This is a genomic window from Acinetobacter sp. AOR01_HL (assembly GCF_027855455.1).
Taxonomy (GTDB): Bacteria; Pseudomonadota; Gammaproteobacteria; order Pseudomonadales; family Moraxellaceae; genus Acinetobacter; species Acinetobacter baumannii.
The window spans coordinates 18,666-44,049 of record NZ_JAKTIM010000042.1 but is presented as its reverse complement, the minus strand read 5'-3'; the positions used below and the strand labels follow the sequence as shown (position 1 = coordinate 44,049).

General features: G+C 38.8%; 24 protein-coding genes. 12 read left to right on the top strand and 12 right to left on the bottom strand.

Features of this window, described 5'->3' with window-relative positions; all coding sequences use genetic code 11:
• The first annotated feature begins 242 nt into the window (after positions 1-242).
• On the top strand, positions 243-545 hold the full coding sequence (locus MKL62_RS13390) for a hypothetical protein (RefSeq protein WP_270899777.1): 303 nt from the start codon (positions 243-245) through the stop codon (positions 543-545).
• 158 nt (positions 546-703) lie between these two features.
• Here MKL62_RS13390 and tyrS read toward each other — a convergent pair whose 3' ends face one another.
• The gene (gene tyrS / locus MKL62_RS13385) at positions 704-1,936 is read right to left on the bottom strand and encodes a tyrosine--tRNA ligase (RefSeq protein ID WP_000335558.1); all 1,233 of its coding nucleotides are present in this window, start codon (positions 1,934-1,936) and stop codon (positions 704-706) included.
• 61 nt (positions 1,937-1,997) lie between these two features.
• On the opposite strand from tyrS, the gene MKL62_RS13380 reads away from it, so the two are divergent.
• Both MKL62_RS13380 and MKL62_RS13375 read left to right on the top strand, forming a co-directional pair.
• Complete coding sequence (locus MKL62_RS13380; RefSeq protein WP_004837146.1) at positions 1,998-3,125, top strand: anhydro-N-acetylmuramic acid kinase; 1,128 nt, start codon at positions 1,998-2,000, stop codon at positions 3,123-3,125.
• A 127-nt stretch (positions 3,126-3,252) separates the two neighbouring features.
• Complete coding sequence (locus MKL62_RS13375) at positions 3,253-4,098, top strand: alpha/beta fold hydrolase (protein WP_005127627.1); 846 nt, start codon at positions 3,253-3,255, stop codon at positions 4,096-4,098.
• A gap of 55 nt (positions 4,099-4,153) precedes the next feature.
• Here MKL62_RS13375 and erpA read toward each other — a convergent pair whose 3' ends face one another.
• From erpA to MKL62_RS13355, 4 genes are all read right to left on the bottom strand, one after another.
• Positions 4,154-4,489: an iron-sulfur cluster insertion protein ErpA gene (erpA, locus tag MKL62_RS13370; RefSeq protein ID WP_000993572.1), complete on the bottom strand. Its 336-nt coding sequence runs from the start codon at positions 4,487-4,489 to the stop codon at positions 4,154-4,156.
• Positions 4,490-4,613: 124 nt separating this feature from the next.
• The gene (locus MKL62_RS13365) at positions 4,614-5,618 is read right to left on the bottom strand and encodes a putative solute-binding protein (protein ID WP_001212536.1); all 1,005 of its coding nucleotides are present in this window, start codon (positions 5,616-5,618) and stop codon (positions 4,614-4,616) included.
• 342 nt (positions 5,619-5,960) lie between these two features.
• Entirely contained in the window at positions 5,961-6,968 is a 1,008-nt protein-coding gene (locus tag MKL62_RS13360; protein WP_000724999.1) for a putative solute-binding protein, read from the bottom strand.
• 255 nt (positions 6,969-7,223) lie between these two features.
• Positions 7,224-8,228 carry a putative solute-binding protein gene (locus MKL62_RS13355; protein WP_000746542.1) on the bottom strand — a complete coding sequence of 335 codons (1,005 nt, stop codon included), beginning with the start codon at positions 8,226-8,228 and terminating at the stop codon, positions 7,224-7,226.
• 256 nt (positions 8,229-8,484) lie between these two features.
• Here MKL62_RS13355 and abc-f point away from each other — a divergent pair, with 256 nt between their 5' ends.
• Both abc-f and MKL62_RS13345 read left to right on the top strand, forming a co-directional pair.
• A complete protein-coding gene (gene abc-f / locus MKL62_RS13350) occupies positions 8,485-10,416 on the top strand; it encodes a ribosomal protection-like ABC-F family protein (RefSeq protein ID WP_000613985.1) in 1,932 nt (643 codons plus the stop codon).
• 250 nt (positions 10,417-10,666) lie between these two features.
• Complete coding sequence (locus MKL62_RS13345; RefSeq protein WP_001009202.1) at positions 10,667-11,224, top strand: VTT domain-containing protein; 558 nt, start codon at positions 10,667-10,669, stop codon at positions 11,222-11,224.
• Between the two features lie 85 nt (positions 11,225-11,309).
• Here MKL62_RS13345 and cybC read toward each other — a convergent pair whose 3' ends face one another.
• The 5 genes from cybC to dnaA form a co-directional block, all read right to left on the bottom strand.
• A complete protein-coding gene (gene cybC, locus MKL62_RS13340) occupies positions 11,310-11,702 on the bottom strand; it encodes a cytochrome b562 (RefSeq protein ID WP_000987632.1) in 393 nt (130 codons plus the stop codon).
• Between the two features lie 37 nt (positions 11,703-11,739).
• Positions 11,740-14,208 (bottom strand): DNA topoisomerase (ATP-hydrolyzing) subunit B, encoded by a 2,469-nt coding sequence (gene gyrB / locus MKL62_RS13335; protein WP_270899776.1) that lies wholly within the window; start codon positions 14,206-14,208, stop codon positions 11,740-11,742.
• Between the two features lie 52 nt (positions 14,209-14,260).
• Positions 14,261-15,343, bottom strand: coding sequence for a DNA replication/repair protein RecF (gene recF / locus MKL62_RS13330; protein ID WP_004837138.1), 1,083 nt, complete (start codon positions 15,341-15,343; stop codon positions 14,261-14,263).
• 14 nt (positions 15,344-15,357) lie between these two features.
• The gene (dnaN, locus tag MKL62_RS13325; protein ID WP_001237350.1) at positions 15,358-16,506 is read right to left on the bottom strand and encodes a DNA polymerase III subunit beta; all 1,149 of its coding nucleotides are present in this window, start codon (positions 16,504-16,506) and stop codon (positions 15,358-15,360) included.
• Positions 16,507-16,603: 97 nt separating this feature from the next.
• The gene (gene dnaA, locus MKL62_RS13320) at positions 16,604-18,001 is read right to left on the bottom strand and encodes a chromosomal replication initiator protein DnaA (protein WP_000964770.1); all 1,398 of its coding nucleotides are present in this window, start codon (positions 17,999-18,001) and stop codon (positions 16,604-16,606) included.
• Positions 18,002-18,671: 670 nt separating this feature from the next.
• Between dnaA and rpmH the strand changes: the two genes are divergently transcribed.
• The 5 genes from rpmH to mnmE all read left to right on the top strand — a co-directional run bounded on the left by rpmH (position 18,672) and on the right by mnmE (position 22,771).
• Positions 18,672-18,806, top strand: a complete 135-nt coding sequence (gene rpmH / locus MKL62_RS13315; RefSeq protein ID WP_000831329.1) for a 50S ribosomal protein L34 — start codon at positions 18,672-18,674, stop codon at positions 18,804-18,806.
• A gap of 29 nt (positions 18,807-18,835) precedes the next feature.
• Positions 18,836-19,228: a ribonuclease P protein component gene (gene rnpA, locus MKL62_RS13310; RefSeq protein WP_001240377.1), complete on the top strand. Its 393-nt coding sequence runs from the start codon at positions 18,836-18,838 to the stop codon at positions 19,226-19,228.
• Positions 19,229-19,238: 10 nt separating this feature from the next.
• A complete protein-coding gene (gene yidD, locus MKL62_RS13305) occupies positions 19,239-19,559 on the top strand; it encodes a membrane protein insertion efficiency factor YidD (RefSeq protein WP_000251652.1) in 321 nt (106 codons plus the stop codon).
• Positions 19,560-19,564: 5 nt separating this feature from the next.
• Entirely contained in the window at positions 19,565-21,325 is a 1,761-nt protein-coding gene (yidC, locus tag MKL62_RS13300; RefSeq protein ID WP_005129997.1) for a membrane protein insertase YidC, read from the top strand.
• 90 nt (positions 21,326-21,415) lie between these two features.
• Complete coding sequence (gene mnmE / locus MKL62_RS13295) at positions 21,416-22,771, top strand: tRNA uridine-5-carboxymethylaminomethyl(34) synthesis GTPase MnmE (protein ID WP_000556119.1); 1,356 nt, start codon at positions 21,416-21,418, stop codon at positions 22,769-22,771.
• Between the two features lie 45 nt (positions 22,772-22,816).
• Here the strand turns inward: mnmE and MKL62_RS13290 are convergent, their stop codons facing one another.
• Positions 22,817-23,080 (bottom strand): metal/formaldehyde-sensitive transcriptional repressor, encoded by a 264-nt coding sequence (locus MKL62_RS13290; RefSeq protein WP_000018128.1) that lies wholly within the window; start codon positions 23,078-23,080, stop codon positions 22,817-22,819.
• Between the two features lie 57 nt (positions 23,081-23,137).
• Between MKL62_RS13290 and dmeF the strand changes: the two genes are divergently transcribed.
• A complete protein-coding gene (gene dmeF, locus MKL62_RS13285; protein WP_005129994.1) occupies positions 23,138-24,142 on the top strand; it encodes a CDF family Co(II)/Ni(II) efflux transporter DmeF in 1,005 nt (334 codons plus the stop codon).
• Between the two features lie 95 nt (positions 24,143-24,237).
• The gene (locus MKL62_RS13280; RefSeq protein ID WP_000592161.1) at positions 24,238-24,936 is read left to right on the top strand and encodes a DsbC family protein; all 699 of its coding nucleotides are present in this window, start codon (positions 24,238-24,240) and stop codon (positions 24,934-24,936) included.
• A 52-nt stretch (positions 24,937-24,988) separates the two neighbouring features.
• Here MKL62_RS13280 and MKL62_RS13275 read toward each other — a convergent pair whose 3' ends face one another.
• Positions 24,989-25,240, bottom strand: coding sequence for a GlsB/YeaQ/YmgE family stress response membrane protein (locus MKL62_RS13275; RefSeq protein ID WP_000269732.1), 252 nt, complete (start codon positions 25,238-25,240; stop codon positions 24,989-24,991).
• Positions 25,241-25,384 lie beyond the last annotated feature (144 nt).

Below are 25,384 nucleotides of genomic sequence, written 5' to 3'. Positions count from 1 at the left end.
ATTCATCACTTAAAGCAATCAATCTAATCACAAGTAACTGTTTTTCAACAAGTTTCTATCTGCATCACCGCCGATGGATGTGCATTATAGACCATTAATATCCCTTTGCAAGGGGTATTTATCCCTTTTTCACTTGAGTGCCGTTTTTTTCTACTATTTTGCGAAAAAAGTGATATATATGGCTTTTTTTTAAGCATTTTTGCTATTTTTTATTGGTTTTTATCTTTAGCTATATAATCATTTTGGAGTTAGGGAGCCTTTTATATGGTTTTTATTCCTCTATAAGCTTTTTTATTCCAAAGAATCCAAAGAATCCAAAGAATCCAAAGAATCCAAAGAATCCAAAGAATCCAAAGAATCCAAAGAATCCAAAGAATCCAAAGAATCCAAAGAATCCAAAGAATCCAAAGAATCCAAAGAATCCAAAGAATCCAAAGAATCCAAAGAATCCAAAGAATCCAAAGAATCCAAAGAATCCAAAGAATCCAAAGAATCCAAAGAATCCAAAGAATCCAAAGAATCCAAAGAATCCAAAGAAATATTAGAGTAAATACTCTACCCTCACTTTATATTTCTTCTTATTTTTTAATTTATTTTATTCTTAATAATACTTAGATGGTTCCACGTGGAACGCTTAATTGGTTTTATAGTTCTGAAATAAAAAAAGCAGGATTACTCCTGCTTTTCTATCACTATATAACTTTTAGTCAGTGAAAGTTACACGCGCAATTGCTTTTTTCCCAGACTGAATAATAAAAGTCCCGTTTTCTTTTACAGAGAAACTTGCATCTACTACATTCCAGTCTACTTTTACTGCACCGCGTGCAACAGCATCTTTTGCAGCAGCTGCATTTGGATTTAATCCTGCTACGCGAAGAATCGTGGCAATAAAGATTTCACCACCAAACTCACCACGTGAAATAGTTACTTCAGGAGTATCTGCCGGCACCTCACCTTCTGTAATACGGTTACCAGCACTCTTATGAGCATTAGCAGCAGCTTCAGCATCATGGAAGCGTTCAACCAACTCGAGTGCAAGAATACGCTTTACTTCTTGTGGATTACGGCCAGCCGCGATTTCATCTAATAAAGCTTTGATCTCATCTAGAGATTTAAAACTTAATAAATCGAAATAACGTTCGATTAAAGAGTCAGGCATTGATAATACTTTTTGGTACATTGCACCTGGCGCATCAAAAACACCAATATAGTTACCTAAAGATTTAGACATTTTATTTACGCCATCTAAACCTTCTAGAATTGGTACAGTGATACACACTTGTGATTCTTGGCCATAACGGCTTTGTAACGTACGGCCCATGAGTAAGTTAAAGGTTTGGTCTGTACCACCTAACTCAACGTCTGCTTCAAGTGCGATAGAGTCATAGCCTTGAACTAAAGGATATAAGAACTCATGAATTGCAATTGGCTGATGGTTGTTATAACGCTTAGTGAAGTCATCACGCTCTAACATACGTGATACTGTTTGCTGGCTTGCCAACTGAATAAGATCCGCAGCAGACTTTTGGTTAAACCACTCTGAGTTAAAACGTACTTTTGTTTTATTCGGATCTAAGATTTTGAAAACTTGTTCTTGATAAGTTTTAGCGTTAGCTTCAACTTGTTCGCGTGATAACGGCGGACGAGTTGCACTTTTGCCTGTTGGATCACCAATCATGGCTGTATAGTCGCCAATCAAGAAAGTAACTTCATGACCCAAATCTTGAAACGTTTTTAGTTTGTTAATAAGAACCGTATGTCCTAAATGTAAATCTGGAGCTGTAGGGTCAAAACCAGCTTTAATTTTAAGAGGACGATTCTCTTTAAGCTTTTTCAGTAAATCTTCTTCTGAAATAATTTCGTGCGTGCCTCGTTGGATGAGGGCAAGCTGTTCTTCGGCGGGCAAGAAATTTGACATCACAAAACCTAAACACATCAGTTATTCAATTTGTGCGATATACTAACATTTTTTCAGCGTCTTGCAGGGGAAGTTGCATATGAGCGCAATCTATATCGGCGTAATGACTGGCACTAGTATGGATGGTGTGGATATTGTTGCGGCTTCATTTGAGCCACTACAGCTTCATGCCACACTTACAGTTCCATTCGAACCCGAGTTACGTGATGAGCTTATGGCATTAACTTTACCCGATGACAATGAAATTGACCGCATGGGTAAAGCTGATGTTGCTCTAGCCAAAATGATTGGTCACGGGATTAATTCTCTCATTGAAAAGCACCAATTAGATCGTAGTCAAATTAAAGCGATTGGGTCGCATGGACAAACCATTCGTCATCGTCCAGAGCATGGTTTTACGCTACAAATTGGCGATCCAAACATTATTACTGAGATCACTCAAATTCCGGTTGTTTCAGATTTCCGTCGTAGAGATATGGCAGCAGGTGGTCAAGGCGCTCCATTAGTGCCTGCATTTCATCAGGCATTATTCCAGCACCCAAGCATTCATCGGGTAATTTTGAATTTAGGCGGCATTGCCAATGTAAGTATGTTGCCAGCTAACAATCCGGACGGCGTTTTTGGTTTTGATACGGGACCTGCCAATATTTTGATGGATGCATGGTGTCATCGCCATACAGGCCATCCATACGATGAAAATGGTGACTGGGCGGCTTATGGTCATCCTATTCGCTCTTTACTCGACCGTCTTTATGCTCATGAGTATTTTTCTAAAGAACCTCCTAAAAGTACGGGACGTGAAGATTTCAATATTGACTGGTTAGATGATCAGTTAATCGATTGGCGTAATGATTTAACTTATGATGAGTTAGAAGATACACCTGAAAATATTCAAGCTACCTTATTGAAACTTACTGTACGTGCCATTCAAAAAGCGATCTATCGTTCTAATATGGAAACAGGTGAAGTTTATGTATGTGGAGGTGGAGCTTATAACTCTTATTTGTTAGAACAATTACGTTGGCGCTTACGTAAGCACAATTGGTCAGTTCAAACCACTGATGTTTTAGGGCTCTCCCCTACTTGGGTTGAGGCTACAGCATTTGCATGGTTAGCAATGCATTTTGTGAATGGTTTAAGTGGTAATTTACCTGCGGTAACCGGAGCGTCAGATTTTAGAATCTTAGGCACGATCACGGCGGTATAAAACTACTTATTCGATTTAATTGGACTGATTCGACCTCATAACACATTTCCTGACCCGAAATGCTGTTATTAAATTGGTCATAAAAATTCATGATAAATGCCAACAAAAATAAGTAAGGCATGTTGTTATGGATCTGACCAAACGTATTCATCAATACACACGTGGGGCCTGGACATTCGATGTCATTGATTCAGGCCCTATAGATGGCCCTCTCGTGGTTTTATTGCATGGTTTTCCAGAAACTGCCCATAGTTGGGAGCAGACTTCGGAATTATTGCATGAGCATCAATTTAGAACACTTGCGATTCATCAACGTGGTTATAGTTTAAATGCTAGACCTCAAAGCCGATTTCAATATTCCTTGAGTGAACTTGTAGAAGACGTAGCAAGTTTAATTAAACAACTTGGTCAACCAGTTTATTTAATTGGGCATGATTGGGGTTCTGTAATTGCGTCTAGTGTAGCTATGAATTATCCGCAGTATATTCAACATCTCACTTTAGTTTCCGTACCCCATCAAGCTGCTTTTTTAAAAGCCTGCTTAAGTAGCAATCAACTACTAAAATCTTATTATTTTGCAGTTTTTCAGCTTCCTATTTTGCCCGAACTTTTATTTAAGAAAATGCCTAAAGTAGCAAGAAAATTTCTTAAATCATCTGGCATGACCGAACAGCAAATTAAAATATTCGAAACTGAATTTATAAAAGAAAATAGGCTAACTACGGCATTAAATTGGTATCGTGGTTTTTTTTGGGACAAACCTGAAAATCCTTTTAAAACAATAGACGTTCCCACTCTTTTTATTTGGGGTAAGCATGATATTGCAGTAACAGAAAAAAGTGCCAAGTTAAATTCAGGTTATTTTAAAAATAATTATAAGGCTATTTTTATGGATGCCTCTCATTGGATTCCTTATCAAAAGGCACCTGAACTCGTACAGTGCTTTTTAGAATCTATACATGATCAAGCATAGTCTTATAAGTAAAAAACCTCTCATCATAGAGAGGTTTTTTTATTTAAAATTCTTTTTAAATTGAGAATGAAGAACCACAACCACAGGTTGTTGTCGCATTCGGGTTCTGCACAATAAAGCGTGAACCTTCAAGGCCTTCAACATAATCAACCACTGAGCCAACTAAATATTGATAGCTGAGCGAGTCAACCAGCATCTTTACATCGCCATTTACAAATTCAGCATCATCTTCATTTACGCTTTCGGCGAAATTGAAGCCGTATGAAAACCCTGAACACCCGCCTCCGGTTACATATACACGTAACATGAGATCGTCATTCCCTTCACTATCACGGAGTTGGCGTACCTTATTGGCAGCATTATCTGTCAAAACTAGAGCTTGGGCATTCATGATGATTGTTCCTCGGATTTTGCTGTGCCTTTCAAAATAAAAAAGACCCTATATTGAGTATAGCATAATCAATATAGGGTCTGTCTTCGAAGTTTAAAGCGAATCTTGAGTATTTTTATCAAGATTATTTGTAATTCTCATCTTGTAAGCCACATTCAAAGTTTTTCGCGTCTTGCTTACAACGGAATTGCCATAGTAGTTTCATCATCCGTTTATCATACACCCCGCGTTGTGTAAGGTTAATTCGAGACTCACGCATGAGCTTTTGATAACCCGGTTTATCGGCAGCTGGTACTTCCATCCAATATTTTTGCGGAATATCCGCTTTCATTTTACCCAAGATAGTAAAAGCACGCGGTAACTGACCAGCCACCCACTCTCTAGATTTCTGACCAAAACCAGCTGGGAATTTGTCTGGACGAATAATAATATTTCCGGTCACCTGTAAAATTGGATAGTTTACAATTGCCCCTTTTGTACCTAAGCCTTTTTGTAACTCTAAAGGTTTAAAAGCTGCTGCTGGCGCACCAATAATATCCACCTGATGATTATTAAATTTAGCTCCAAAGTTCGTCACGTCAGCACTCACTGCCTGGGCACCCACCTGCTGAACCATGATTTTTTGTGCTTCATCGTAGTCTAATACGGCGATTTTTTTACCCGCAGCTTTCGCTACGGTATTAATACTACGGTCGTTTACTAAAAGATAAGCATCTCCTACCGGAATAACACCTACTACCTCATAGCGGCCATTGACCATATATTTACTAAAGGTTTGGCTTGCTAAACCTTGCATGACTTTAACAGCAAGTTTGAGATCTGGAATCGCGCCAATTGCATCTAATGATCCCGTAAATGAGTTGAATTGACGTCCGCGCATGCCTGATACACTAATACCATCACATTTGCCCGCTTTAAAATCTTCAGCAATCACTGCTTCATTCTGGTTTACTTTTAGTTCGATATCAGCTCCCCAGTTTTTCGCTGCAAGCTGATAGTCCTTCATGAGCGCATAGACATCGCCATTTTTACCAACAAAATCAAAAACACATATGGTTTGTTTGGCCTCGGCTGCAAATGAAATTGTTGTGAGTCCCATCGCAAGTAAAAGCGTTTTGGAAAATCGCATATTCTTTTCCTTTCCTTGTAAATTTTTTGTTTTTGGCATCAAGAAATTTCACGCTGGTTGGCATGATTCTCATGAGATACGCTTCATCTAAAATTCACACTTGAGATATTTTTATGCTCAATTCTGTTTGTCCGAGCTCAATAAAAAATAACGAGTTAAATTCCCTTAGCTCTTTTAATGACTCACTTCCTTGTTCTATTTTCTAATATCTTCATATATCCAGATGAAGTTTTATCCTCAATTTAGATTAGCGTCTTTTTAATGAATCACAATGGCTGAATTGACAGCCTATAGAAAGCAAAAAAGCCTAGAATAAATCTAGGCTTTTAAGTTCAACATGAATTATTCACCAGGCATTGAACATTCAAAGTTAGCTTTGTCTACAGAACAACGTGCTTTTTTCAATACAGACATCATACCTGCATCGTAAATACCGCGTTTAGTTAAATCCATACGGCCATCACGTAACATTTTTTGATATTTCAGTTTGTCTTCAGCACTTAGGTTCATTTTATATTTACCTGGAATTTGTGCTTCTAAACGGTTAATCATTGCAAAGCTTTTTGGTAATTGTTTTACGAACCAATCACGAGACTTTTGACCAAAGCCTGCTGGGAATTTATCAGCACGCAATACTAAATCAGCCGTTACATGTAATACCGGGAAGTTCCACATTACACCGTTTGCACCCAAACCTTTGTTCAATTCTAATGGTTTGTAAGCATAAGCAGGCGCACCTACCATATCTACCTGACCATTATTAAATTTAGCAGCAAAGTTTGAAATATCAGAAAGAACTGCCTGAGCACCTACGCGCTGCACCATAATTTTTTGTGCATCGTCATAACCTAACACGGCGAATTTTTTACCAGCAGCTTTTTCAACTGAGTTGATGTTTTTATCACGTACGAAAATGAACGCTGAACCTAACGGAGAGATACCAGCAACTTCGTATTTTTTACCACCAAGGTTAGTTGTCATTTTTGCAGCATTACGTGCATCTAATACATAAGTAATAGCACGTTGTGCAATTTGGTTATTAGGAACACCACCAAGCGAGTCGATTGATCCGGCAAATTTGTTATATTGGCGAGCACGCATAGCTGTCATTGCTACGGCATCACATTTACCAGCTTTAAAATCATTATCTGCAACAGCCTCGTCCTGACGAGGAACTAAGTTAATTTCAGTACCCCAGCCTTTTGCAGCTAGAGCCCATTCTTCCATCATTTTATATGAGTCGCCTGCTTTTCCTAAGAGGTCGAATACACACACGGTACTCGCTGCTTGCGCTGAAGCAGAAAAACCAACAACAGAAGCGGCAGCCATAGCAAGTACGATTTTTTTCATTTTCTTCATCCTTCCACGGAACAGATTTTTTGTTTGAAGTTTCCTTTCAAACACAGATATTAATCATGTTTTTTAGAAAAAAATAGAGCTTTTACTCAAATATTTTTATCTCATTGAACCATTGTTTGTTCGATTTAAATTATTTATTAAAATGAAAAATCGCTAATTTTCCGTAAGTTATTTTTTATATTCACAATTTTCATACCCATATTCAGCTTTGAAATATCTGTAGGGTTTTTGTGATTAAAAAACAAACTACTCTCCAGTAAGCGTACATTCAAAATTTGTCCGTTCAATGGTGCATCGTGCGCGCTTGAGTACACTCATCATTGTCGCGTCATATACACCTTGTTTTGTTAAGCCAAGGCGACCTTCACGTAATATTTTCTGATATTTCAACTTATCTTCGGCTGAAAAATTTAATTTAATTTTAGGAGGAATCCCGGTTTCTAACCGTTTTACCATTGCGAAGTTCTGTGGCAACTGTTTAATAAACCATTCACGAGACTTCATTCCAAAATTGGCCGGAAACTTATCACTTCTTGCAATTAAATCCCCTGTGACGTTCACCACAGGAAAAGTAAACATAGCTCCATTTGCTCCAATTCCCTTACCAATTTCTAACGGTTTATAAGCATAAGCAGGTGCAGCAATTGCCTCGACTTGGCCACTATTAAACTTTTTCACAAAATCGGTAATCTCAGAAGGAATAGGCTGGGCACCTACACTTTCAACCATAATTTTCTGGGCTGCGTCATATTGCAAAATAGCAAACTTAGTCCCACGTACTTTCTCAATTGAGTTGAGGTTTCTATCTCTTACAAATAAGTATGCTAGTCCAATCTGGACAATTCCAACCACCTCATAGTTTGTTCCATTTTGCGTGGTTAGCATGCGATGTTTATTACGTTGATCCAAAACATAACTAATCGCCTTTTGAGCAATAGCATTACTTGTCACGCCCCCAATTGCATCAATCGAGCCTGCAAATTTATTGTAGTTTCGTGCTCGCATTGAAGTCATATAAGCTGCATCGCATTTACCCTCACGCAGCCTACGATCTACCAGAGCTTCATCTTGAAATGGAATTAATGTAATGTCCGCTTGCCAACTTTTTGCCGCAAGTGCCCATTCTTCCATCATTTTGTAGGATTCACCTGATTTACCCAATAAATCGAATACACATACGTTTTGCCCCGCGTGTGTTGTCCCCATAGCACAGCAAATGACTGCACTTACTATCCCCAATCTTTTTTTCATTTGACTTTCCTTAGTCTGGTTTTATTAGTTAGTAGCTCATTTATCAACCAAGTTTTAAATTGTTTTTATTTTAGCCATATTTTTCTAAATGTGGCCTATCTTGCTCAAAATTTAGATATTTTCAGACGAATAGCTTTAATCGGGATCAGTGAAACCATGCAATCTCAGTATTTATAAACTAAAACTCCGAAAGCTTTGTCTTCATGATCAGTTCTCTTTAAAATACAGCATCCCTAACTCACCACGATAAGACAAGATGATTCAATTTGACCAAGTTTCTTTACGCCGCGGTGGACGTGTTCTATTTCAAAAAGCGTCTATGCAATTACACCCAGGTTGGAAGATTGGTCTGACTGGAGTCAATGGTGCAGGTAAATCAACACTATTTGCAGCATTACTCGGTAGCTTAGGAGCAGATGAAGGCTCGCTTACTCGTCCTTCTGTATGGACTGTGGCCCATATGGCGCAAGAAGTTAAAGCCCTAGACATGCCTGCTATCGACTTTGTCCTTTCTGGTGATGAAGAATATTGGGATATTCAAAATAAACTTGCTCAACCAGAACAATTAACAGACTCGGATTTGGCTAAATTACATGGCCGTTTTGATGAAATTCATGGTTATTCTGCGCCATCTAAAGCAGCTCAGCTGATGGCTGGCTTAGGGTTTCTAGAACATCAATTACGTTTAAACGTTGCTAGTTTTTCTGGTGGATGGCGTATGCGTCTAAATTTGGCGCGTACATTGATGAGTCGTTCTGACTTACTCTTATTGGATGAGCCAACCAACCACTTAGATTTGGATGCAATTTTATGGTTAGAAGATTGGCTCAAAGCTTATGAGGGCACCCTCATTTTAATCTCGCATGACCGAGATTTCTTAGATGCAATTACGGACCATATTCTTCATATTGAGAATCAGGAACTTACTCTTTACACGGGTAACTACTCCACATTTGAAACCACTCGAAGTGAACGTTTAGCACAACAACAACAAGCTTTTGAAAAACAGCAAGAAGCACGTGCTCATTTACAAAAGTTCATTGATCGCTTTAAGGCTAAAGCCACTAAAGCTCGTCAGGCACAAAGTCGTATTAAGCAACTTGAACGCATGCAGCAACTTGCACCTGCTCATGTAGATACACCGTTTACTTTTAGTTTCCGTGAACCTACCAAAATGAGTTCACCGTTACTGACCTTAGAAAATGCCAGCATAGGTTATGGCGATAAAAAAATTGCTGAAAAAATTAAACTTCAAATTACGCCAAACTCGCGTATTGGTCTGCTTGGTATGAATGGTGCGGGTAAATCAACATTGATTAAAAGCTTGGTGGGTGATTTACCATTACTGGCAGGTGAACGTAAAGCTTCCGAGCTACTTAACATTGGTTACTTTGCGCAGCACCAAATGGATGCTTTAGATGGTCAAGCCAGCCCAATGCTTCAACTCGCTCGGATAGCCGATAAACAAATTAGTGAAGCAACATTACGTTCTTTTTTAGGTAGTTTTGGCTTTAGTGGCGAACGCATGGATACCCCATGTGAAAGCTTCTCTGGCGGTGAGCGCGCTCGTTTGGCCTTAGCACTTATTGTATGGCAGCGCCCAAATGTTTTAATTCTGGATGAACCAACGAACCACTTAGATCTAGATATGCGTCATGCGCTTAGTATGGCCTTACAAGATTTTGAGGGTGCAGTCGTTCTGGTTTCTCACGAACGTCAACTTATTGCCAGCGTTTGTGATGAACTCCTTTTGGTACACGGTGGCAAATGTACTGAGTTCGAGGGTGATTTACAGGACTATGCTAAATGGCTACGTGAAGCACGTCAGCAGCAAATCAATGCTCAGACTGCCGTCGCACAGAACAACTCTTCCTCTGCCGCTCCAGCGCCTGCTAAAGTTGATAAAGAAGCACAGCGTAAAGAAGCAGCTCGCCGTCGTGAACAGACTCGACCTATTCGTAAAAATATTGAAAAGGTTGAATCTCAAATTGAAAAGCTTCAGCCACGTCTTGCTGAAATCGAAGAAGCTTTAGCAGATACTTCATTATATGAAGCTAATCGTAAGGACGATTTACTTAAACTGATGAATGAGCAAACCGAACTCAAAGCTAAGCTTGAACAATATGAAGAGCAACTCTTAGAACTCATGATGGAACTTGAGGAAATGGAAGCCTCATTTGAAAACTAAATATCTTGGCCAGTACTCGTATATTTAAGTATCTGTACTGGCTTTTATTTTTATTAGCTTATAAAAATATGAACGATCTCTAATAAAGTTTCATTCAGCTGTTAAATTTTTGAGATAGATTCAAATTTGATAACATATAAAACTTAAGCTACATCTTAAGGGTTGCCATACACAGATAATTTAACTAAATTCTGTAACTTCGTTTTTACCCTTCTTGAGTAGGTATTTAATTCGGGATCAGACAAACTGAATGAATTTTATTGATTTTATTACTAATTTTGAACAATTTTTACCTATTTTGATTCAGGAGTATGGTGCATGGGTTTATGCCATACTCTTTTTGATTATTTTTTCTGAAACCGCTTTTGTGTTTATGTTCTTTTTACCTGGAGATAGCTTACTTTTAACTGTAGGTGCACTGTGCTCGGTGGTTGAACTGATGCATCTTGGTTATATGATTACTCTGCTCACCGTTGCAGCAACATTAGGCTATATCGTCAATTATTCTATTGGCCGCCATTTTGGAAATCGTATTTTTGAAGCAAAATCACGTTTTATTAAAAAAGAATATTTGAATAAAACGAACCGCTATTTCTTGCAACATGGTGGTAAAACTATTCTTTTAGCACGTTTTATACCTTTCGCACGTTCTTTTGCACCCCTCGCTGCTGGCTCAAGCAATATGAGCTATGGAAAATTTTTGATTTACAATGTGGCAGGAGCTATTTTGTGGATCTGTATCCTCTTAACGGCTGGCTACCTATTTGGCCATGCACTCATTCAAGTTACAGATTTTGTAGAGAATTAATATATTTAGTTAAATAAATTTATATAGCCAAAAATAAAGGGAATGAATTAATCATTCCCTTTATTTGATTTAGATCAAAGTAACTTTATCTAAACTTTTTGTGGTTTTCATTACGAATATTTACCAGATTAATTGCTTCAGTTTTGGCTTGGTCCAATTGTCCCTTATCAACAAAAACCGTAACCCGATCAATTTCAGCAACTAACTGATCTAAACCCGCTTGGTACTCTTTTACCTGTACATTTTCAGGGGGTAAACCTTCCAACTTATGAGGTAAAGATAATTTTGAAGATAATGCTGCCTGACGCATAATCACAAGCTGCTGTTTAGCGTTATCGATATCTTTTGCTTCAGCAAAGGCTTTAGTGCTCTTCGCTAAAGTTTTCATGTCGGCTTCCAAGTCTGCTGCAAATGCAGAATGACTCACTAAAGCCGCACATGAAATCAGCATACTTGCTAGAATTTTTTGACTCATCATCTTCTCTCCCTAGACTGATTTAGAATCTTGCTATCAATTAAGCATCAATATCCGCATTCAATGCATTTTCTTCAATAAAGGCACGACGTGGTTCAACATCATCGCCCATTAAGCATGAGAACATGCGATCAGCTTCAATTGCATCATCAATAGTCACCTGTAACATATTACGGTTTTCAGGGTCCATTGTGGTTTCCCAAAGCTGCTCAGCATTCATCTCGCCCAGACCTTTATAGCGCTGGATCATCATTCCACGGCGTGAATCTTGCAGAATGTGCTGCCATACCTGATGGAAATTAGCGACTTGAATACGACGATCACCTTTTTGTAAGTATGCGCCATCTTCAATTAACTTGAACCAACTCTTCGAGTTCTTCAATAAACGAGCATATTCCGCAGAATTCAATAAACCTGCGTCAAGTAAGTAAGCATGTGGCAAGTTATGAACATATACAGTTACACGTGGCCAGTAATGCGCAGATTTCTCGCCTTGAGCATTCTCGCGTTCAAATGTTTCAAGCGTAATTTCAGGGTGCAAACTTGGCTGTAGTCTTTGTACAGCTTCACGTACTTGATCCGCCCATTGTTGTACATAAGCTTGATCATGGTTTTGATCTGCTTTAAATGCATCTACTTCGAGTAATGCATCAAGTAAGCTTGCTGGATAACGTAACGTTAAGCGTTGTAAGCTCTTTTGTGAAACTTGATAGTCTTGAATTACTTTTGCCAGCGCTTCACCTGTAATTGCAGGCGCATCAGCACTAATATGTAAAGCAAGCTCATCAATCGCATTTGAAATCAAGTAAGTTTCTAATGCGTCGTTATCTTTAATATATTGCTCTTGCTTACCTTTTTTGAGCTTATACAAAGGTGGCTGTGCAATATAAATATGACCACGTTCCACCAACTCCGGCATTTGACGGAAGAAGAATGTTAATAACAATGTACGGATGTGCGAACCATCGACATCGGCATCGGTCATAATAATAATTTTATGATAACGGAGCTTGTCAGGGTTATATTCTTCACGGCCAATACCACAGCCAAGTGCTGTAATTAATGTACCCACTTCCTGACTAGAGATCATTTTATCAAAGCGCGCACGCTCAACGTTCAGGATCTTACCTTTTAAAGGTAGAATAGCCTGCATTTTACGGTTACGGCCTTGTTTGGCACTACCACCCGCAGAGTCACCCTCGACAAGATACAATTCAGACAGCGCTGGGTCTTTTTCCTGACAGTCAGCCAATTTACCAGGCAAACCTGCAATATCTAATGCACTCTTACGGCGTGTCATTTCACGTGCTTTACGTGCAGCATCACGTGCGCGTGCAGCATCAATAATCTTGCCTGCAATTGATTTTGCAGCTTGTGGATTCTCAAGTAAGTAAGCAGAGAACTCTTTGTTCATTGCTTGCTCTACCGCTGGTTTTACCTCACTTGATACCAATTTTTCTTTTGTCTGAGACGAGAATTTCGGATCAGGAACCTTAACAGAAATAATGGCTGTTAAACCTTCACGCGCATCATCACCAGTCACATTCACTTTTTCTTTCTTGAGAATATTTTCATTTTCAAGATACTGGTTTAAGCCACGTGTTAAAGCTGCGCGGAAACCTGCTAAGTGCGTACCACCATCTTTTTGTGGAATGTTGTTTGTGAAACAGCGAACATTTTCTTGGTAACTATCGTTCCATTGCAATGCTACTTCTACAGCAATGCCGTTGTCAGCATCAGCTGTGAAATGGAAGATTTCGTTGAGATGGTTTTTACCTTCGTTGATGTATTTTACAAACTCAGATAAACCACCTTCATAGTCATACACATGTTCAAGGTTAATACGTTCATCACGTAAAACGATACGTACACCAGCATTCAAGAAAGAAAGCTCACGTAAACGGCGTGCTAGAATTTCAACATTAAAAATGGTTTGACTGAATGTTTCTGCACTTGGCCAAAAACGTACAGTTGTTCCGGTATTATCCGTTTCACCAATCACACGCAATGGATATTGCGGATCACCATGATGATATTCTTGCTCATGGATTTGACCAGCACGGTAAATTGTTAGATGCAATTTACTTGAAAGTGCGTTAACAACAGAAACACCTACGCCGTGTAAGCCACCTGAAACTTTATAGCTATTATCGTCAAACTTACCACCTGCGTGCAGAATCGTTAAAATTACTTCTGCAGCAGAAACCCCTTCTTCAGGGTGAATATCGGTTGGAATACCGCGGCCATTATCTGAAACACTGACCGATTCATCCTCGTGAATGGTGACAATAATTTCATCACAGTGGCCAGCTAAAGCTTCGTCGATTGCATTATCGACAACCTCAAACACCATATGGTGTAAACCGGTACCGTCATCTGTATCCCCAATATACATACCCGGACGTTTACGAACTGCATCTAATCCACGTAATACTTTAATACTAGAGGAATCATAAGCCTTTTCATTGGTTTGTTCTGTTTGAGAGGCTGATTGAGACTCTGAACTCATGGTTTCTCCCTAGCAAATATAGGTTTATTCAAAGATGGGTAACATCAAAAAATTATGGTGCAGCAAGACTAACTTGACCGGATTCAACACTGAATAATTGATATGAAATAGACAGATCATGTAAATGTTTTTTTACCGATGCATGATCTAAAGTTGTCATAAAAACCTGGCTACCAAGTTGGCTTAATCGTTCAATTAAACGTTGTTGTGCGGTTAAGTCTAATTCTGCTGTCAGATCATCTAATAATACCACAGTTTCCTTATTACTCGCATGCAACATTGCAATTTGTGACAGTTTTAAGGCAATAATCAAGAGTTTTTTCTGACCTCTTGATAAAACATCATCAGCATGCCCAAATGGAGTTTTTAAGCGCAAATCTGCCCGATGAGGACCATACTCGGTATAACGTCTCTCGATGTCTTTTTGATGCTGATTCAACAAGTCTTGCATAAGCCCCTGCTCTGTATGAAAACCTGGGCTATATTCCAGTTCAATCTCCAAATCAGGGAGTAATTGGCTTAAGTCATTTTGGAAATAAACATTCCATTGCTCGACAATACTTAAACGCTGTGAGTGCAAAATCTCGCCATAATCACTCAACATTTTGTTCCACGGTTCTAAATCAGCTAATGAAAGATTACGCCGTGTTTTGAGTAAGGTATTACGCTGCTTTAGCGCACGAGAGTAATATTGCCACGCAAAATAAAATTCAGGTTCCACGTGGAACATAAGCCAATCTAAAAGTTGTCTTCTTGGCTTGGCACCATGATCAATAATTTCCGTACTTTGTGGATCAATATGCTGTAAAGGAAGTAACTTTGCAAGCTGACCTTGAGTCGCAACGGTATCGCCATTCACTTTCATGAGTTGCTCACCAGAAGCGAGTTTCTGCATACCAATTTTTTCAGTTGCTGACTGAGCAAATACAATCGCGTCGTCAGCTTCATATTGAATATAATTTTTGGGTATATGTGTACGGAATGAGCGGCCTGTTGCAAGCAAATGGATCGCTTCTAAAATTGATGTTTTACCCGAACCGTTTGCGCCATAAAAGACATTAAACGGTTGCAACCCATGGAGTGCAACCGTTTTTAAATTACGCACACGTTCAATATTTAAGCGCGTAAGATGCATATAGTTAAACCAGATTAAACACGCATCGGCATAACCACATAGGTCTGGTCAGGATGAGCCGGATCTTGAACCAATACAGACTGATTCGCCTCAGTCATGCTCATATTTACATCATCACCATCTAATACACCCAACACATCGAGTAGGTATTGAGCATTAAATGACATTTCTAATGGGGCACTTTGATATTGAATCGCTAAATCTTCAATTGCTTCATCTTGTTCAGGGTTATTTGCACGAAGCTGTAAAGAATCCTGATTGAAGTTTAGGAAAACACCACGCAATTTTTCATTACTTAAAATTGCTACACGTTGTAATGATTGTTTAAATACGTCATGACCAATCAAAACATGTTTATCACCACCACGTGGAATAACACGGCGATAATCAGGGAATTTCCCATCAATCAATTTAGTTGTAAAACGAACTGTAATATCACCTTGTTCTTTATCACGGCTTGGCGTATTAATCGTTACATTTAATAATTCACGGCCAATAAGCAAAGTGAGCTGTTCATCTTCAATGCTGAGTAAACGTTGCAATTCGCCCACAGCTTTACGAGGCACAATCGCTTGTACCAACTGAGATGAAGTAGAGGAAGCCAAAATTTCACAAAGTGCTAAACGGTGACCATCAGTTGTTACTGCACGCAATTGATTTTCATCAATTTCTAATAAAGTACCAGTGAGGTAAAAACGTACGTCTTGTACAGCCATTGCAAAAGCAGTTTTTTCAAATAAACGCTTTAATTCACGTTGAGTCACCTGTACTTGCGTACCTTGGCTATTCTCAGTGGTTAACAATGGATAATCTTCAGCCGGTAGTGTACCTAGCACAAAACGGCTATTACCAGACTTTAAAATACATCTTTGATCTTCAGTAATTTGTAAATCAATCAATGCAGCTGTAGGCAAAGATTTACAAATTTCCATCAATTTACGAGCAGGAACAGTTGTCTCGCCTGCCTCAAGGCACGCCCCTTCTGATAAAGCGGTGCTCGCTACGAGTTCAACTTCTAAATCGGAACCCGTAATAGTGAGCGCTTGAGCATTAGTCTGAATTTTGACGTTTGAAAGAATATTCAAGGTATGACGACGTTCTACCGCACCGACCACATGCGATAAAACATTGAGTAAACTTTCTTTAGCGATTTTCAAACGCACGATTCATTCCTCTAGCAACTTGGAGCAAACATTTCATTTTTTAGCTGTGTACTATGCTGCACTTACGTAGACTTTGCAACAACGTCTTATTATTTCATTAACTTTGAAGCAAACGTAATAAGTTCTTATAATCTTCATCAAAGATTGGGTCTTCTTCCCGTAAACTGACGACTTTTTCACAAGCATGCATCACTGTACTGTGATCACGCCCACCAAAAGCCATTCCAATTTCAGGAAAACTATCTCCCGTTAATTCACGGGCAAGCCCCATCGCCAACTGACGTGGTCGAGCATAAATTCGGGTACGCTTTGGACCTACCAGCTCTTTTAATGGAATTCGGAAATATTCACTCACTACACGCTGGATATTTTCTACACTAATTGTACGAGCACGGATCGCTAAAACATCTTTTAAAGATTCCCGTACGACATCAAGGTCAATTGGAGCACCTTTAAAACGTGAAATTGCGACAACTTTATTCAGTGCGCCCTCAAGTTCACGTACGTTCGCTACGACTTGTTGGGCAATAAACAACGCACAGTTTCTAGGTAAATCAACGCCACTATTTTCAGCTTTTTTAAGCAGAATTTCGATTCGAGTTTCAATATCAGGTGGTTCAACACCTACTGACAGACCCCAGGAAAAACGAGAAACCAATCGAGGATCAAGTTCTGTTAATTCCTTAGGGTATCGATCAGACGTTAAAATAATTTGTTTAGATTCATCAAGTAAGGCATTAAATGTATAGAAGAATTCAACAAGACTTGCTTCTTTTCCTGCCAAAAGATGAATATCATCTACTAATAACAAGTCTAAAGAACGGCAATTTTTCTTAAACTCTTCTACCTTTCCTTTTTGTAATGAGCTCACAAAATCTTGTACAAAACTTTCTGAAGTCATATACATGACTCTTGCATTCGGCTTCGCTTGCAGTAAGGCATTACCAACTGCTTGCATTAAGTGAGTCTTACCTAGACCTGTCGGACCATATAAAAATAAAGGGTTATGTTGAGAAGCACCTAACTGTGTTAATACTTTTCTACAGGTTTCTGCTGCCATTTGGTTAGAACGGCCTTCAACAAATAATGAAAAAGTAAATTGTGGATTTAATAGTTTCTTTTTTGAACTCTTAGAACTAACTGTAGTATTAGCAACAGGTTCCGGTTCTCTTTTAACCTTAGTAGGTTGAGGTATAGGGGCAGTTTGTAAAGCTGCTGTAGTTGTTGCAGGCTGTTCACTAGAGGACAAAATACTACCAGGACGAGAATCTACCAAGATTTCAACTTGACGCACCCGCCCTTCTGACAATTGTTCAGCCAATATAGAAATTAACTCTAAATGATTCTCTTGAATATAACGCGTCCAATAAGGATTAGGAGCATAGAGACGTAGTATCCCCTCTACTTCTTCAGCTACTAAAGGGCGAATCCACATCGCAAAGACGTTATCAGAGAGCTCTTGTCGCAAGCGAGTTAAGCAGTCTGTCCAAAGCATGTGTATCCCCTATGTCTGCGTTTTAAATTCAAATCATTTAAAGATTAACCCTTCCTGATGAGAAGGGGTCGCCATTCTACCCAAGTTATCCACATCTGTCATGACGATTTCGTTTGATTTTGCCTAAAAAGAAATCTCTTGTGAATAAATTTAAATTCAAAATCAATTGTGAATAACTTTTTGCACATCCTGTGGATAAATTATCACATAAACTTATCCACAATCCATAAAGACAATAAAAACAGAGTTATCAACAGTTCAAATATATGTTTTTTAAATTTAAAACTGTGAAATCCACAAGAAAAGTCCACACTAATAAGAATAAATTTAAATTTTAAAATTTGAATTTATTTAATAGGGTTGATCCAAATTGTGGATAACTAAAAAAAATGAATTTAAATTCAAATATACCAAATCAAAACCAACTTCACATCAAGGTTTGTTGATAAGTGTGTAAATAAGAAGTGTATATCTTAAAAATCTTAATAAAAATAAACAATTACTTTGTGTATAACTTTTAAATAAGAAAAATAGGCTAAATATAAAGAGAAGATAAAAAGTTAAAAATTTGACTTAAATACAAAACTTTCACGGTTTTTCATTGACAGCGTAAACATTGCACAATAAAATCGCGGACCTTTATAGAAAGATCATTTTTGGGAGTTTCGATATGAAACGTACTTTCCAACCATCTGAATTAAAGCGTAAACGCGTTCATGGTTTCCGTGCTCGTATGGCAACTAAAGCTGGTCGTCAAGTATTAGCTCGTCGTCGTGCAAAAGGTCGTCATAGCTTAACTGTTTAATACTGTTACGCTGACCAGACTTGGGTGTGATGGCACTTTACAGTTTTAGCACAGATCTTCGTATACGCTGTGCTGCAGATTATAAAAGTGTATTTGATGGTGCGCTTTTTAAAGTGCATCAACCCCATTTTTTATTTCTTGCAAAATTAACCGAACAGCCTAACAGCCGTTTGGGTATTGTTGTTGCTAAGAAAAAAGTGCGTCGTGCGCATGAAAGAAATCGAATAAAACGTCTTGCTCGTGAGAGCTTTCGTCTACATCAGCCGAAATTTGGGTCAGACATAGATGTTGTTGTGATGCCTAAAGTTGGTATAGAAACGATTACGAATGCTGAGCTATATCAACAATTAGATTTTGCTTGGCAAAAATTACAACGCTTAGCGAAAAAACATTCTAAAGTTGTCCCAACCTCGCAGAATTAAGAGATGACCAATGGTTCGTATTTTGCGTTGGTTCATTCGACTGTATCAAATTGCGATTAGTCCGCTTCTTGGACCCCGTTGTCGTTATATCCCAACTTGTTCCCAATATGCGCTAGAAGCATTACAAACTCATGGTGCAATCAAAGGCGTTTGGTTATCTTCTAAACGTATTTGTCGTTGTCATCCGTGGGGAGGCTCTGGATACGATCCGGTACCGCCTAAAGCAATTCGTTTTATTTCGTTTCATCAAATAGATTCTCAAACGCATCATGTTGCTGTACCCTTTCGTGATCGTTTAATGAAGCAAAATCTCTCTAACCATTTGGGGTAATAGATATGCAACAATGGGCCAGGTTTGCAATTCTCGGGGCCATGTTTGTCACCGCATATTTGCTCATTTTGGCTTGGCAAAAAGATTATGGAAATGCTGCAACTGCACCGCAACAACAAGCGACGGCTGTAAGTTCACATGAAGTATCTGCTGATTTGCCAAATGCTAAAACTGCAACAGTGGCTTCCGATGTGCCACAAGCAAATATTGCGCAGTCACAAACCACAGATGCAACTGCACCTGTGAATCAACAGCTTATTTCAGTACAAACTGACCTTTATCATCTTTGGATCAATCCAAAAGGTGGTGATATTGTTCGTATTGAATTACTCTCTCACGACAAGAGCAAAGACAGTAATCAACCATTTGTTATGCTTGAAAATGATGCCAAGCGTACTTATGTTGCTCAGTCTGGCTTAATTGGTTTGAATGGACCAGATAGCAGTCGTGGTGGTCGCCCATTATATGCTGTTGAAAAAACATCATATACTTTAGCTGATGCTAAAGGGGTACAAGATCAAAGTGGACATTCTGAGAAAGTTTTAACAGTTCCTATGGTGTTTAAGACACCAGAAGGCGTTGAAATTATTAAAACTTTTACATTTACTCAAGGTCAATATCCAATTGTTGTCAAACATCAAGTTGTTAACCGTAGCCAACAAAACTGGCAAGGTCAGATGTTTGGACAGTTGAAACGTGATAATTCGGAAGATCCAGGTAAGTCTTCTCAGGGTATTTTCACTTTAGGTACGTTCTTAGGTGGTGCATGGGGTACTCCAGATGCTCACTACAACAAACTTAAGTTTGCGAATTTCTCTGAAGAAAAACTCAATACCGAAGCTAAAGGCGGTTGGGTTGCAATGGTTCAGCACTACTTTGTAAGTGCTTGGATTCCAGGAAACCTTAAACTGACTCAAGCAAATGGTCAGCCTTATGTCGCTAAACTTGAATCTCGTCAGTCTGCGGATCATATGAATATTATTGGCTTTACTTCGCCAGTAATTAATGTTCCGGCGGGTACTTCGATGGAAGTCGATGCGAAGCTTTATTCAGGTCCAAAAGTACAATCTGAATTAAAAGATTTAGCGGTAGGTTTAAACCAGACTGTTGACTATGGTTGGTTATGGCCAATTGCGAAGTTATTGTTCCTAGGTCTTCAATTCTTCCATAGCATTGTAGGCAACTGGGGATGGTCAATTATCTTACTTACCATTATGGTGAAGATGATTTTATGGCCTTTATCTTCAAAAAGTTATCGTTCTATGGCGAAAATGCGTGTGATTGCACCAGAAATGCAACGCATGAAAGAAGAATTCGGTGAAGACCGTATGCGCTTCTCGCAAGAAATGATGGCGCTTTACAAACGTGAACAGGTTAACCCGCTTTCTGGTTGTTTACCGTTATTGCTACAAATGCCAATTTTCCTTGCTTTGTACTGGGTACTCATGGAAAGTGTGGAATTACGTCATGCACCGTGGTTAGGCTGGATTCAAGACTTGTCTGCGATGGACCCATGGTTCATCTTGCCATTAATTATGGGTGCGACAATGTTTGCTCAGCAAATGTTGAACCCGCAACCAGCTGATCCAATGCAAGCGAAAGTATTCCGCATTATGCCGATTATGTTTACGGTATTTATGTTGTTCTTCCCTGCGGGTCTTGTGTTGTACTGGATTGTGAACAACAGTATTACAATCTTACAGCAATGGTTTATTAACAAGAGCGTTGAGAAAAGTCGTATCAGTAAAGCTGAATCGGCATCTTAATCCTTGAACTTTTGCTGAATCAATCCGCTTAAGATGGTAATCTTAGGCGGATTTTTCTTTGGCTGTATTTTAGGTTTTTAGGTGAATAATATGCATAGTCAAACCACAATTGCCGCAATTGCAACGCCACCAGGGCGTGGTGGAGTGGGCGTGATTCGCTTATCGGGACCTAAGGCCTATGATATTGCTCAAAAACTGACGCAAAAAAACTTACCTGAAGCTCGGATGGCGGGTTTCCGTAAGTTTTATGATGCTGATGGAAGTATTATGGATGAAGGTATTGTCTTGTGCTTTCCAAATCCACATTCTTTTACTGGTGAAGATGTTGTAGAACTTCAAGGCCACGGTGGTCCTGTCATTCAAAATGCCTTACTTGGCCGTTTATTTGAGCTTGGGGCAATTGCTGCAAAAGCTGGGGAATTCTCCATGCGAGCTTTTGAAAATGGCAAAATGGACTTGGTACAAGCTGAAGCAATTGCCGATTTGATTGATGCGACCTCTCAAGCTGCGGCTCGTTCGGCAGTCCGTTCTTTACAAGGCGCTTTTTCAACAAAAATTAATACAGTTTTAGAAAAACTGATTCATTTACGTCTGCACGTAGAAGCTGCGATTGATTTTCCAGAAGAAGAAATTGATTTTTTGGCTGATGGCAAAATTTTAGCTTTGTTGGAAGATGTTCAACAATCTGTACATGCTGTTCAAACCTCTGCACGACAAGGGCAATTACTCCGTGAAGGTCTACAGGTTGTTATTGCGGGTAAACCAAATGCAGGTAAGTCGAGCTTGTTGAATGCACTTGCTGGTGTTGAGCGTGCAATTGTGACTGATATTGCTGGTACAACTCGTGATGTTTTACATGAAAAAATTAGCTTAAATGGTTTACCAATCACCTTAACGGATACTGCGGGTCTTCGTGAAACGGGAGATGTAGTCGAGAAAGAAGGCATTCGTCGTGCAATCAAAGAAATTGAGCAGGCCGATTTGTTGTTATTAGTCTACGATTTAAATCAAGGCGATGACCCCTTAAAACTGGCTCAAGAATACTTTGCTGAACATATTGAACCGCGTCGTCTCATGTTAATTGGCAATAAATGTGATTTAACTGGTCAATCTGCCGAAATAAGCGATTATCAAGGGTTCCGTCATATCACAGTTTCAGCAAAACAAGAGATGGGCGTACAAGGCCTCGTAGATGCGATTATAGCACATGCAGGATTTCACCCTGAGGAAGATACATTTATTGCGAGAACACGTCATTTAGACGCAATGAAGCGCACTCAGCTCTATTTGGCAGAGGCACGTGAGCAACTTGTTGTATTTAACGCAGGTGAACTCGTTGCCGAATCACTACGTCTTGCTCAAAATGCTTTAGGTGAAATTACGGGTGACTTTAGTGCCGATGACCTATTAGGCAAAATCTTTGGTTCGTTCTGTATCGGAAAATAATAAAAAACTGGATGATGTAGAGTGCTATGTCATCCAGTACTTTTCTCAGCCGTATCTTTTTAAAACTTTTAAAAATTCATCTAGCTCATTTTGATCGACTTCTGCGCCTTTAAGTACGTGATGATGTAAGTGCTGTTCCATTAATTCACTCATCAAACCGTTTATTGCACCTTTTATGGCTGCAACTTGCTGCAAAATATCTATACATGAAGATTCTGGTTGTTCTATCGCATTTTCAATGCTGTTGATTTGCCCTTTTAGTCGTTTTACACGATTAACAATTTTTTTATCCTGACCAATGTGACTCATCTGTTTTCTCTTGTACAATTTAATATACTGGTAGGGAGTATATTGGGTTTAAATTTTATGCAGGATTATAGTGTATCACGTCATCATCAACATCAGTTTGATGAAGGAAATCCACTTGCACAAAAACGTATTTTGATTGCAACCATTTTAACGGCGTCCATGATGGTACTGGAAGTATTTGGTGGATGGTTCTTCAATTCAATGGCACTACTGGCCGACGGTTGGCATATGAGTTCACATATGTTGGCCCTTGGTTTAGCCTACTTTGCCTATCGTGCAGCCCGCCATTATTCCAATGATCACCGTTTTAGCTTTGGAACTTGGAAAATTGAGATTTTAGCTGGCTATAGCAGCGCAATTTTGCTGATGGTTGTGGCTATTTTTATGGCGTTTCAGTCAATTCAACGTTTATTTAACCCAGTTGAAATTTTTTATAATGAAGCGATTCCAATTGCAATTTTAGGTTTAGTTATTAACTTGATTTGCGCATGGTTACTTCATGATGATGGTCACCATCACCATCACCATCACCATCACCATCACCATCACCATCACCATCACCATCACCATCACCATCATGAGCATAGCCATGGGCATCATCACCATGATTTAAACCAAAAAGCTGCGTTTTTACATGTGGTTGCAGATGCAGTGACTTCTGTTTTTGCAATTGTAGCGCTTTTCGCAGGTAAATATTTTGGATGGGATTTTTTAGATGCACTTTTAGGAATTTTAGGTGCTATTTTAGTTGCAAAGTGGTCTTTTGGCTTAATGAAAGAGACAGGAAAAACTCTTCTAGATGCTGAAATGGACCATCCTGTAGTTGATGAAATTCGGGAAGTAATAGCTGAATTTCCGAAACATGCGGAAATTACAGATATTCATGTCTGGAAAGTCGCAAAAGGTAAATTTTCTTGTATTTTGGCACTTGAAACTGATGATATCTCTTTAAATGCAGACCAGATTCGTGATGCTTTATCGATTCATGATGAAATTGTGCATATTTCAGTAGAAATTAATACCTTAAAACCTGTTTATGTTCCACGTGAAACATTGGCGTAACTGAGTAGAAGTTTGGTTATAACTCGGTAATCAGTTCTGTTTTCACTAACGGAACTGATTAAAATGTTCTCCTCTCCTGCCTCCGAGTCGGTTTTATGATTAAAAAATTAGGAATATTGGCGTTATTTAGTTTAACTACAAGTTTGAGTTTCGCTAATGTAGATACTGTTCGGGAAAATATTAAAAAACAATATCCTAATTTGAAAATTAGTAATATTCAGAAAACCGAAATGCCTGGACTATATAGTGCTAATCTGGACCAGCAAATTATTTATCTTGGTGAAGATGGGCAGCACATGTTTGTAGGCTCTATGATTCGGTTAAAAGACCAAAAGAACTTAACTAAAGATCTGGTTTTAGGACAGAACTCAATTGATTGGAAACAGTTGCCTTTAAAAGATGCTATTAAAACAGTCAAAGGTAATGGCCAGCATGTTTTAGCAGTATTTTCTGATCCAAACTGCCCTTATTGTAAACAGCTTGAGCCTGAACTCGACAAGCTGAAAGATGTGACTATTTACACGTTCATCTATCCTTTAAAACCTCAGTCTATTGTGGTTTCTAGACAAGTTTGGTGTGCACCGAATCAATCATATTCATGGAAAAAATTAATTGAGCAAGGTGTTAAACCAACGGTTGCGAGCTGTACAAACCCGATTGACCGTAACTTGGAATTAGGGAAAAAATTAGGTTTTAATGGCACGCCTACTCTCATTTTTGCTAACGGATTTAAACTCGTCGGAGCGCGCTCTGCTGAAGAAATTCAGGCAGTTTGGAAAGAGTTAGGTTTATAAAATGACTTAAAAAAAGCACCTTTCGGTGCTTTTTTTAAATTAAATTTACTACTTAGCTTTTTCGTGCAATTAGGTTATAGATAAAGAGAATAATGACGGCACCAATGACAGAAGCAATAAAGCCCGCCGCTGAATTTTCTCCATAAAGACCAAGTAAGCGACCGCCATAAGTGGCTAGAAGTGAACCAGCAATACCAATTAAAGTAGTAACAATAAAACCTGCTTTATCATCACCTGGGTGTAAAGCACGAGCGATTAAGCCAGCGAAGAAACCAACCACAATAGCAACAATAAGTGACCACATATTTGTTCTCCAGTTGTTTTTTTGATGAAGTTAATGATTTTGCTTCATATTCTATCGTGCGGTAGAGTGATCTATTTTGTCTGTAGCAGATTGCGACTTTTTGTGTCTTTTTTGTTCAAAGCTCAGCCTTTATATAAAAAAATA

Excerpts from the sequence above, each read along its gene's own strand:
- dmeF (WP_005129994.1), top strand. The coding sequence starts at position 23,138 with ATGCAGGATTATAGTGTATCACGTCATCATCAACATCAGTTTGATGAA.
- dnaA (WP_000964770.1), bottom strand. The coding sequence starts at position 18,001 with ATGCTTTGGACAGACTGCTTAACTCGCTTGCGACAAGAGCTCTCTGAT.
- gyrB (WP_270899776.1), bottom strand. The coding sequence starts at position 14,208 with ATGAGTTCAGAGTCTCAATCAGCCTCTCAAACAGAACAAACCAATGAA.
- rnpA (WP_001240377.1), top strand. The coding sequence starts at position 18,836 with ATGGCACTTTACAGTTTTAGCACAGATCTTCGTATACGCTGTGCTGCA.
- MKL62_RS13280 (WP_000592161.1), top strand. The coding sequence starts at position 24,238 with ATGATTAAAAAATTAGGAATATTGGCGTTATTTAGTTTAACTACAAGT.
- tyrS (WP_000335558.1), bottom strand. The coding sequence starts at position 1,936 with ATGTGTTTAGGTTTTGTGATGTCAAATTTCTTGCCCGCCGAAGAACAG.
- abc-f (WP_000613985.1), top strand. The coding sequence starts at position 8,485 with ATGATTCAATTTGACCAAGTTTCTTTACGCCGCGGTGGACGTGTTCTA.
- MKL62_RS13380 (WP_004837146.1), top strand. The coding sequence starts at position 1,998 with ATGAGCGCAATCTATATCGGCGTAATGACTGGCACTAGTATGGATGGT.
- MKL62_RS13345 (WP_001009202.1), top strand. The coding sequence starts at position 10,667 with ATGAATTTTATTGATTTTATTACTAATTTTGAACAATTTTTACCTATT.
- MKL62_RS13375 (WP_005127627.1), top strand. The coding sequence starts at position 3,253 with ATGGATCTGACCAAACGTATTCATCAATACACACGTGGGGCCTGGACA.
- cybC (WP_000987632.1), bottom strand. The coding sequence starts at position 11,702 with ATGATGAGTCAAAAAATTCTAGCAAGTATGCTGATTTCATGTGCGGCT.
- erpA (WP_000993572.1), bottom strand. The coding sequence starts at position 4,489 with ATGAATGCCCAAGCTCTAGTTTTGACAGATAATGCTGCCAATAAGGTA.
- recF (WP_004837138.1), bottom strand. The coding sequence starts at position 15,343 with ATGCATCTTACGCGCTTAAATATTGAACGTGTGCGTAATTTAAAAACG.
- MKL62_RS13360 (WP_000724999.1), bottom strand. The coding sequence starts at position 6,968 with ATGAAAAAAATCGTACTTGCTATGGCTGCCGCTTCTGTTGTTGGTTTT.
- mnmE (WP_000556119.1), top strand. The coding sequence starts at position 21,416 with ATGCATAGTCAAACCACAATTGCCGCAATTGCAACGCCACCAGGGCGT.
- yidD (WP_000251652.1), top strand. The coding sequence starts at position 19,239 with ATGGTTCGTATTTTGCGTTGGTTCATTCGACTGTATCAAATTGCGATT.
- MKL62_RS13365 (WP_001212536.1), bottom strand. The coding sequence starts at position 5,618 with ATGCGATTTTCCAAAACGCTTTTACTTGCGATGGGACTCACAACAATT.
- rpmH (WP_000831329.1), top strand. The coding sequence starts at position 18,672 with ATGAAACGTACTTTCCAACCATCTGAATTAAAGCGTAAACGCGTTCAT.
- MKL62_RS13355 (WP_000746542.1), bottom strand. The coding sequence starts at position 8,228 with ATGAAAAAAAGATTGGGGATAGTAAGTGCAGTCATTTGCTGTGCTATG.
- MKL62_RS13290 (WP_000018128.1), bottom strand. The coding sequence starts at position 23,080 with ATGAGTCACATTGGTCAGGATAAAAAAATTGTTAATCGTGTAAAACGA.
- MKL62_RS13275 (WP_000269732.1), bottom strand. The coding sequence starts at position 25,240 with ATGTGGTCACTTATTGTTGCTATTGTGGTTGGTTTCTTCGCTGGCTTA.
- yidC (WP_005129997.1), top strand. The coding sequence starts at position 19,565 with ATGCAACAATGGGCCAGGTTTGCAATTCTCGGGGCCATGTTTGTCACC.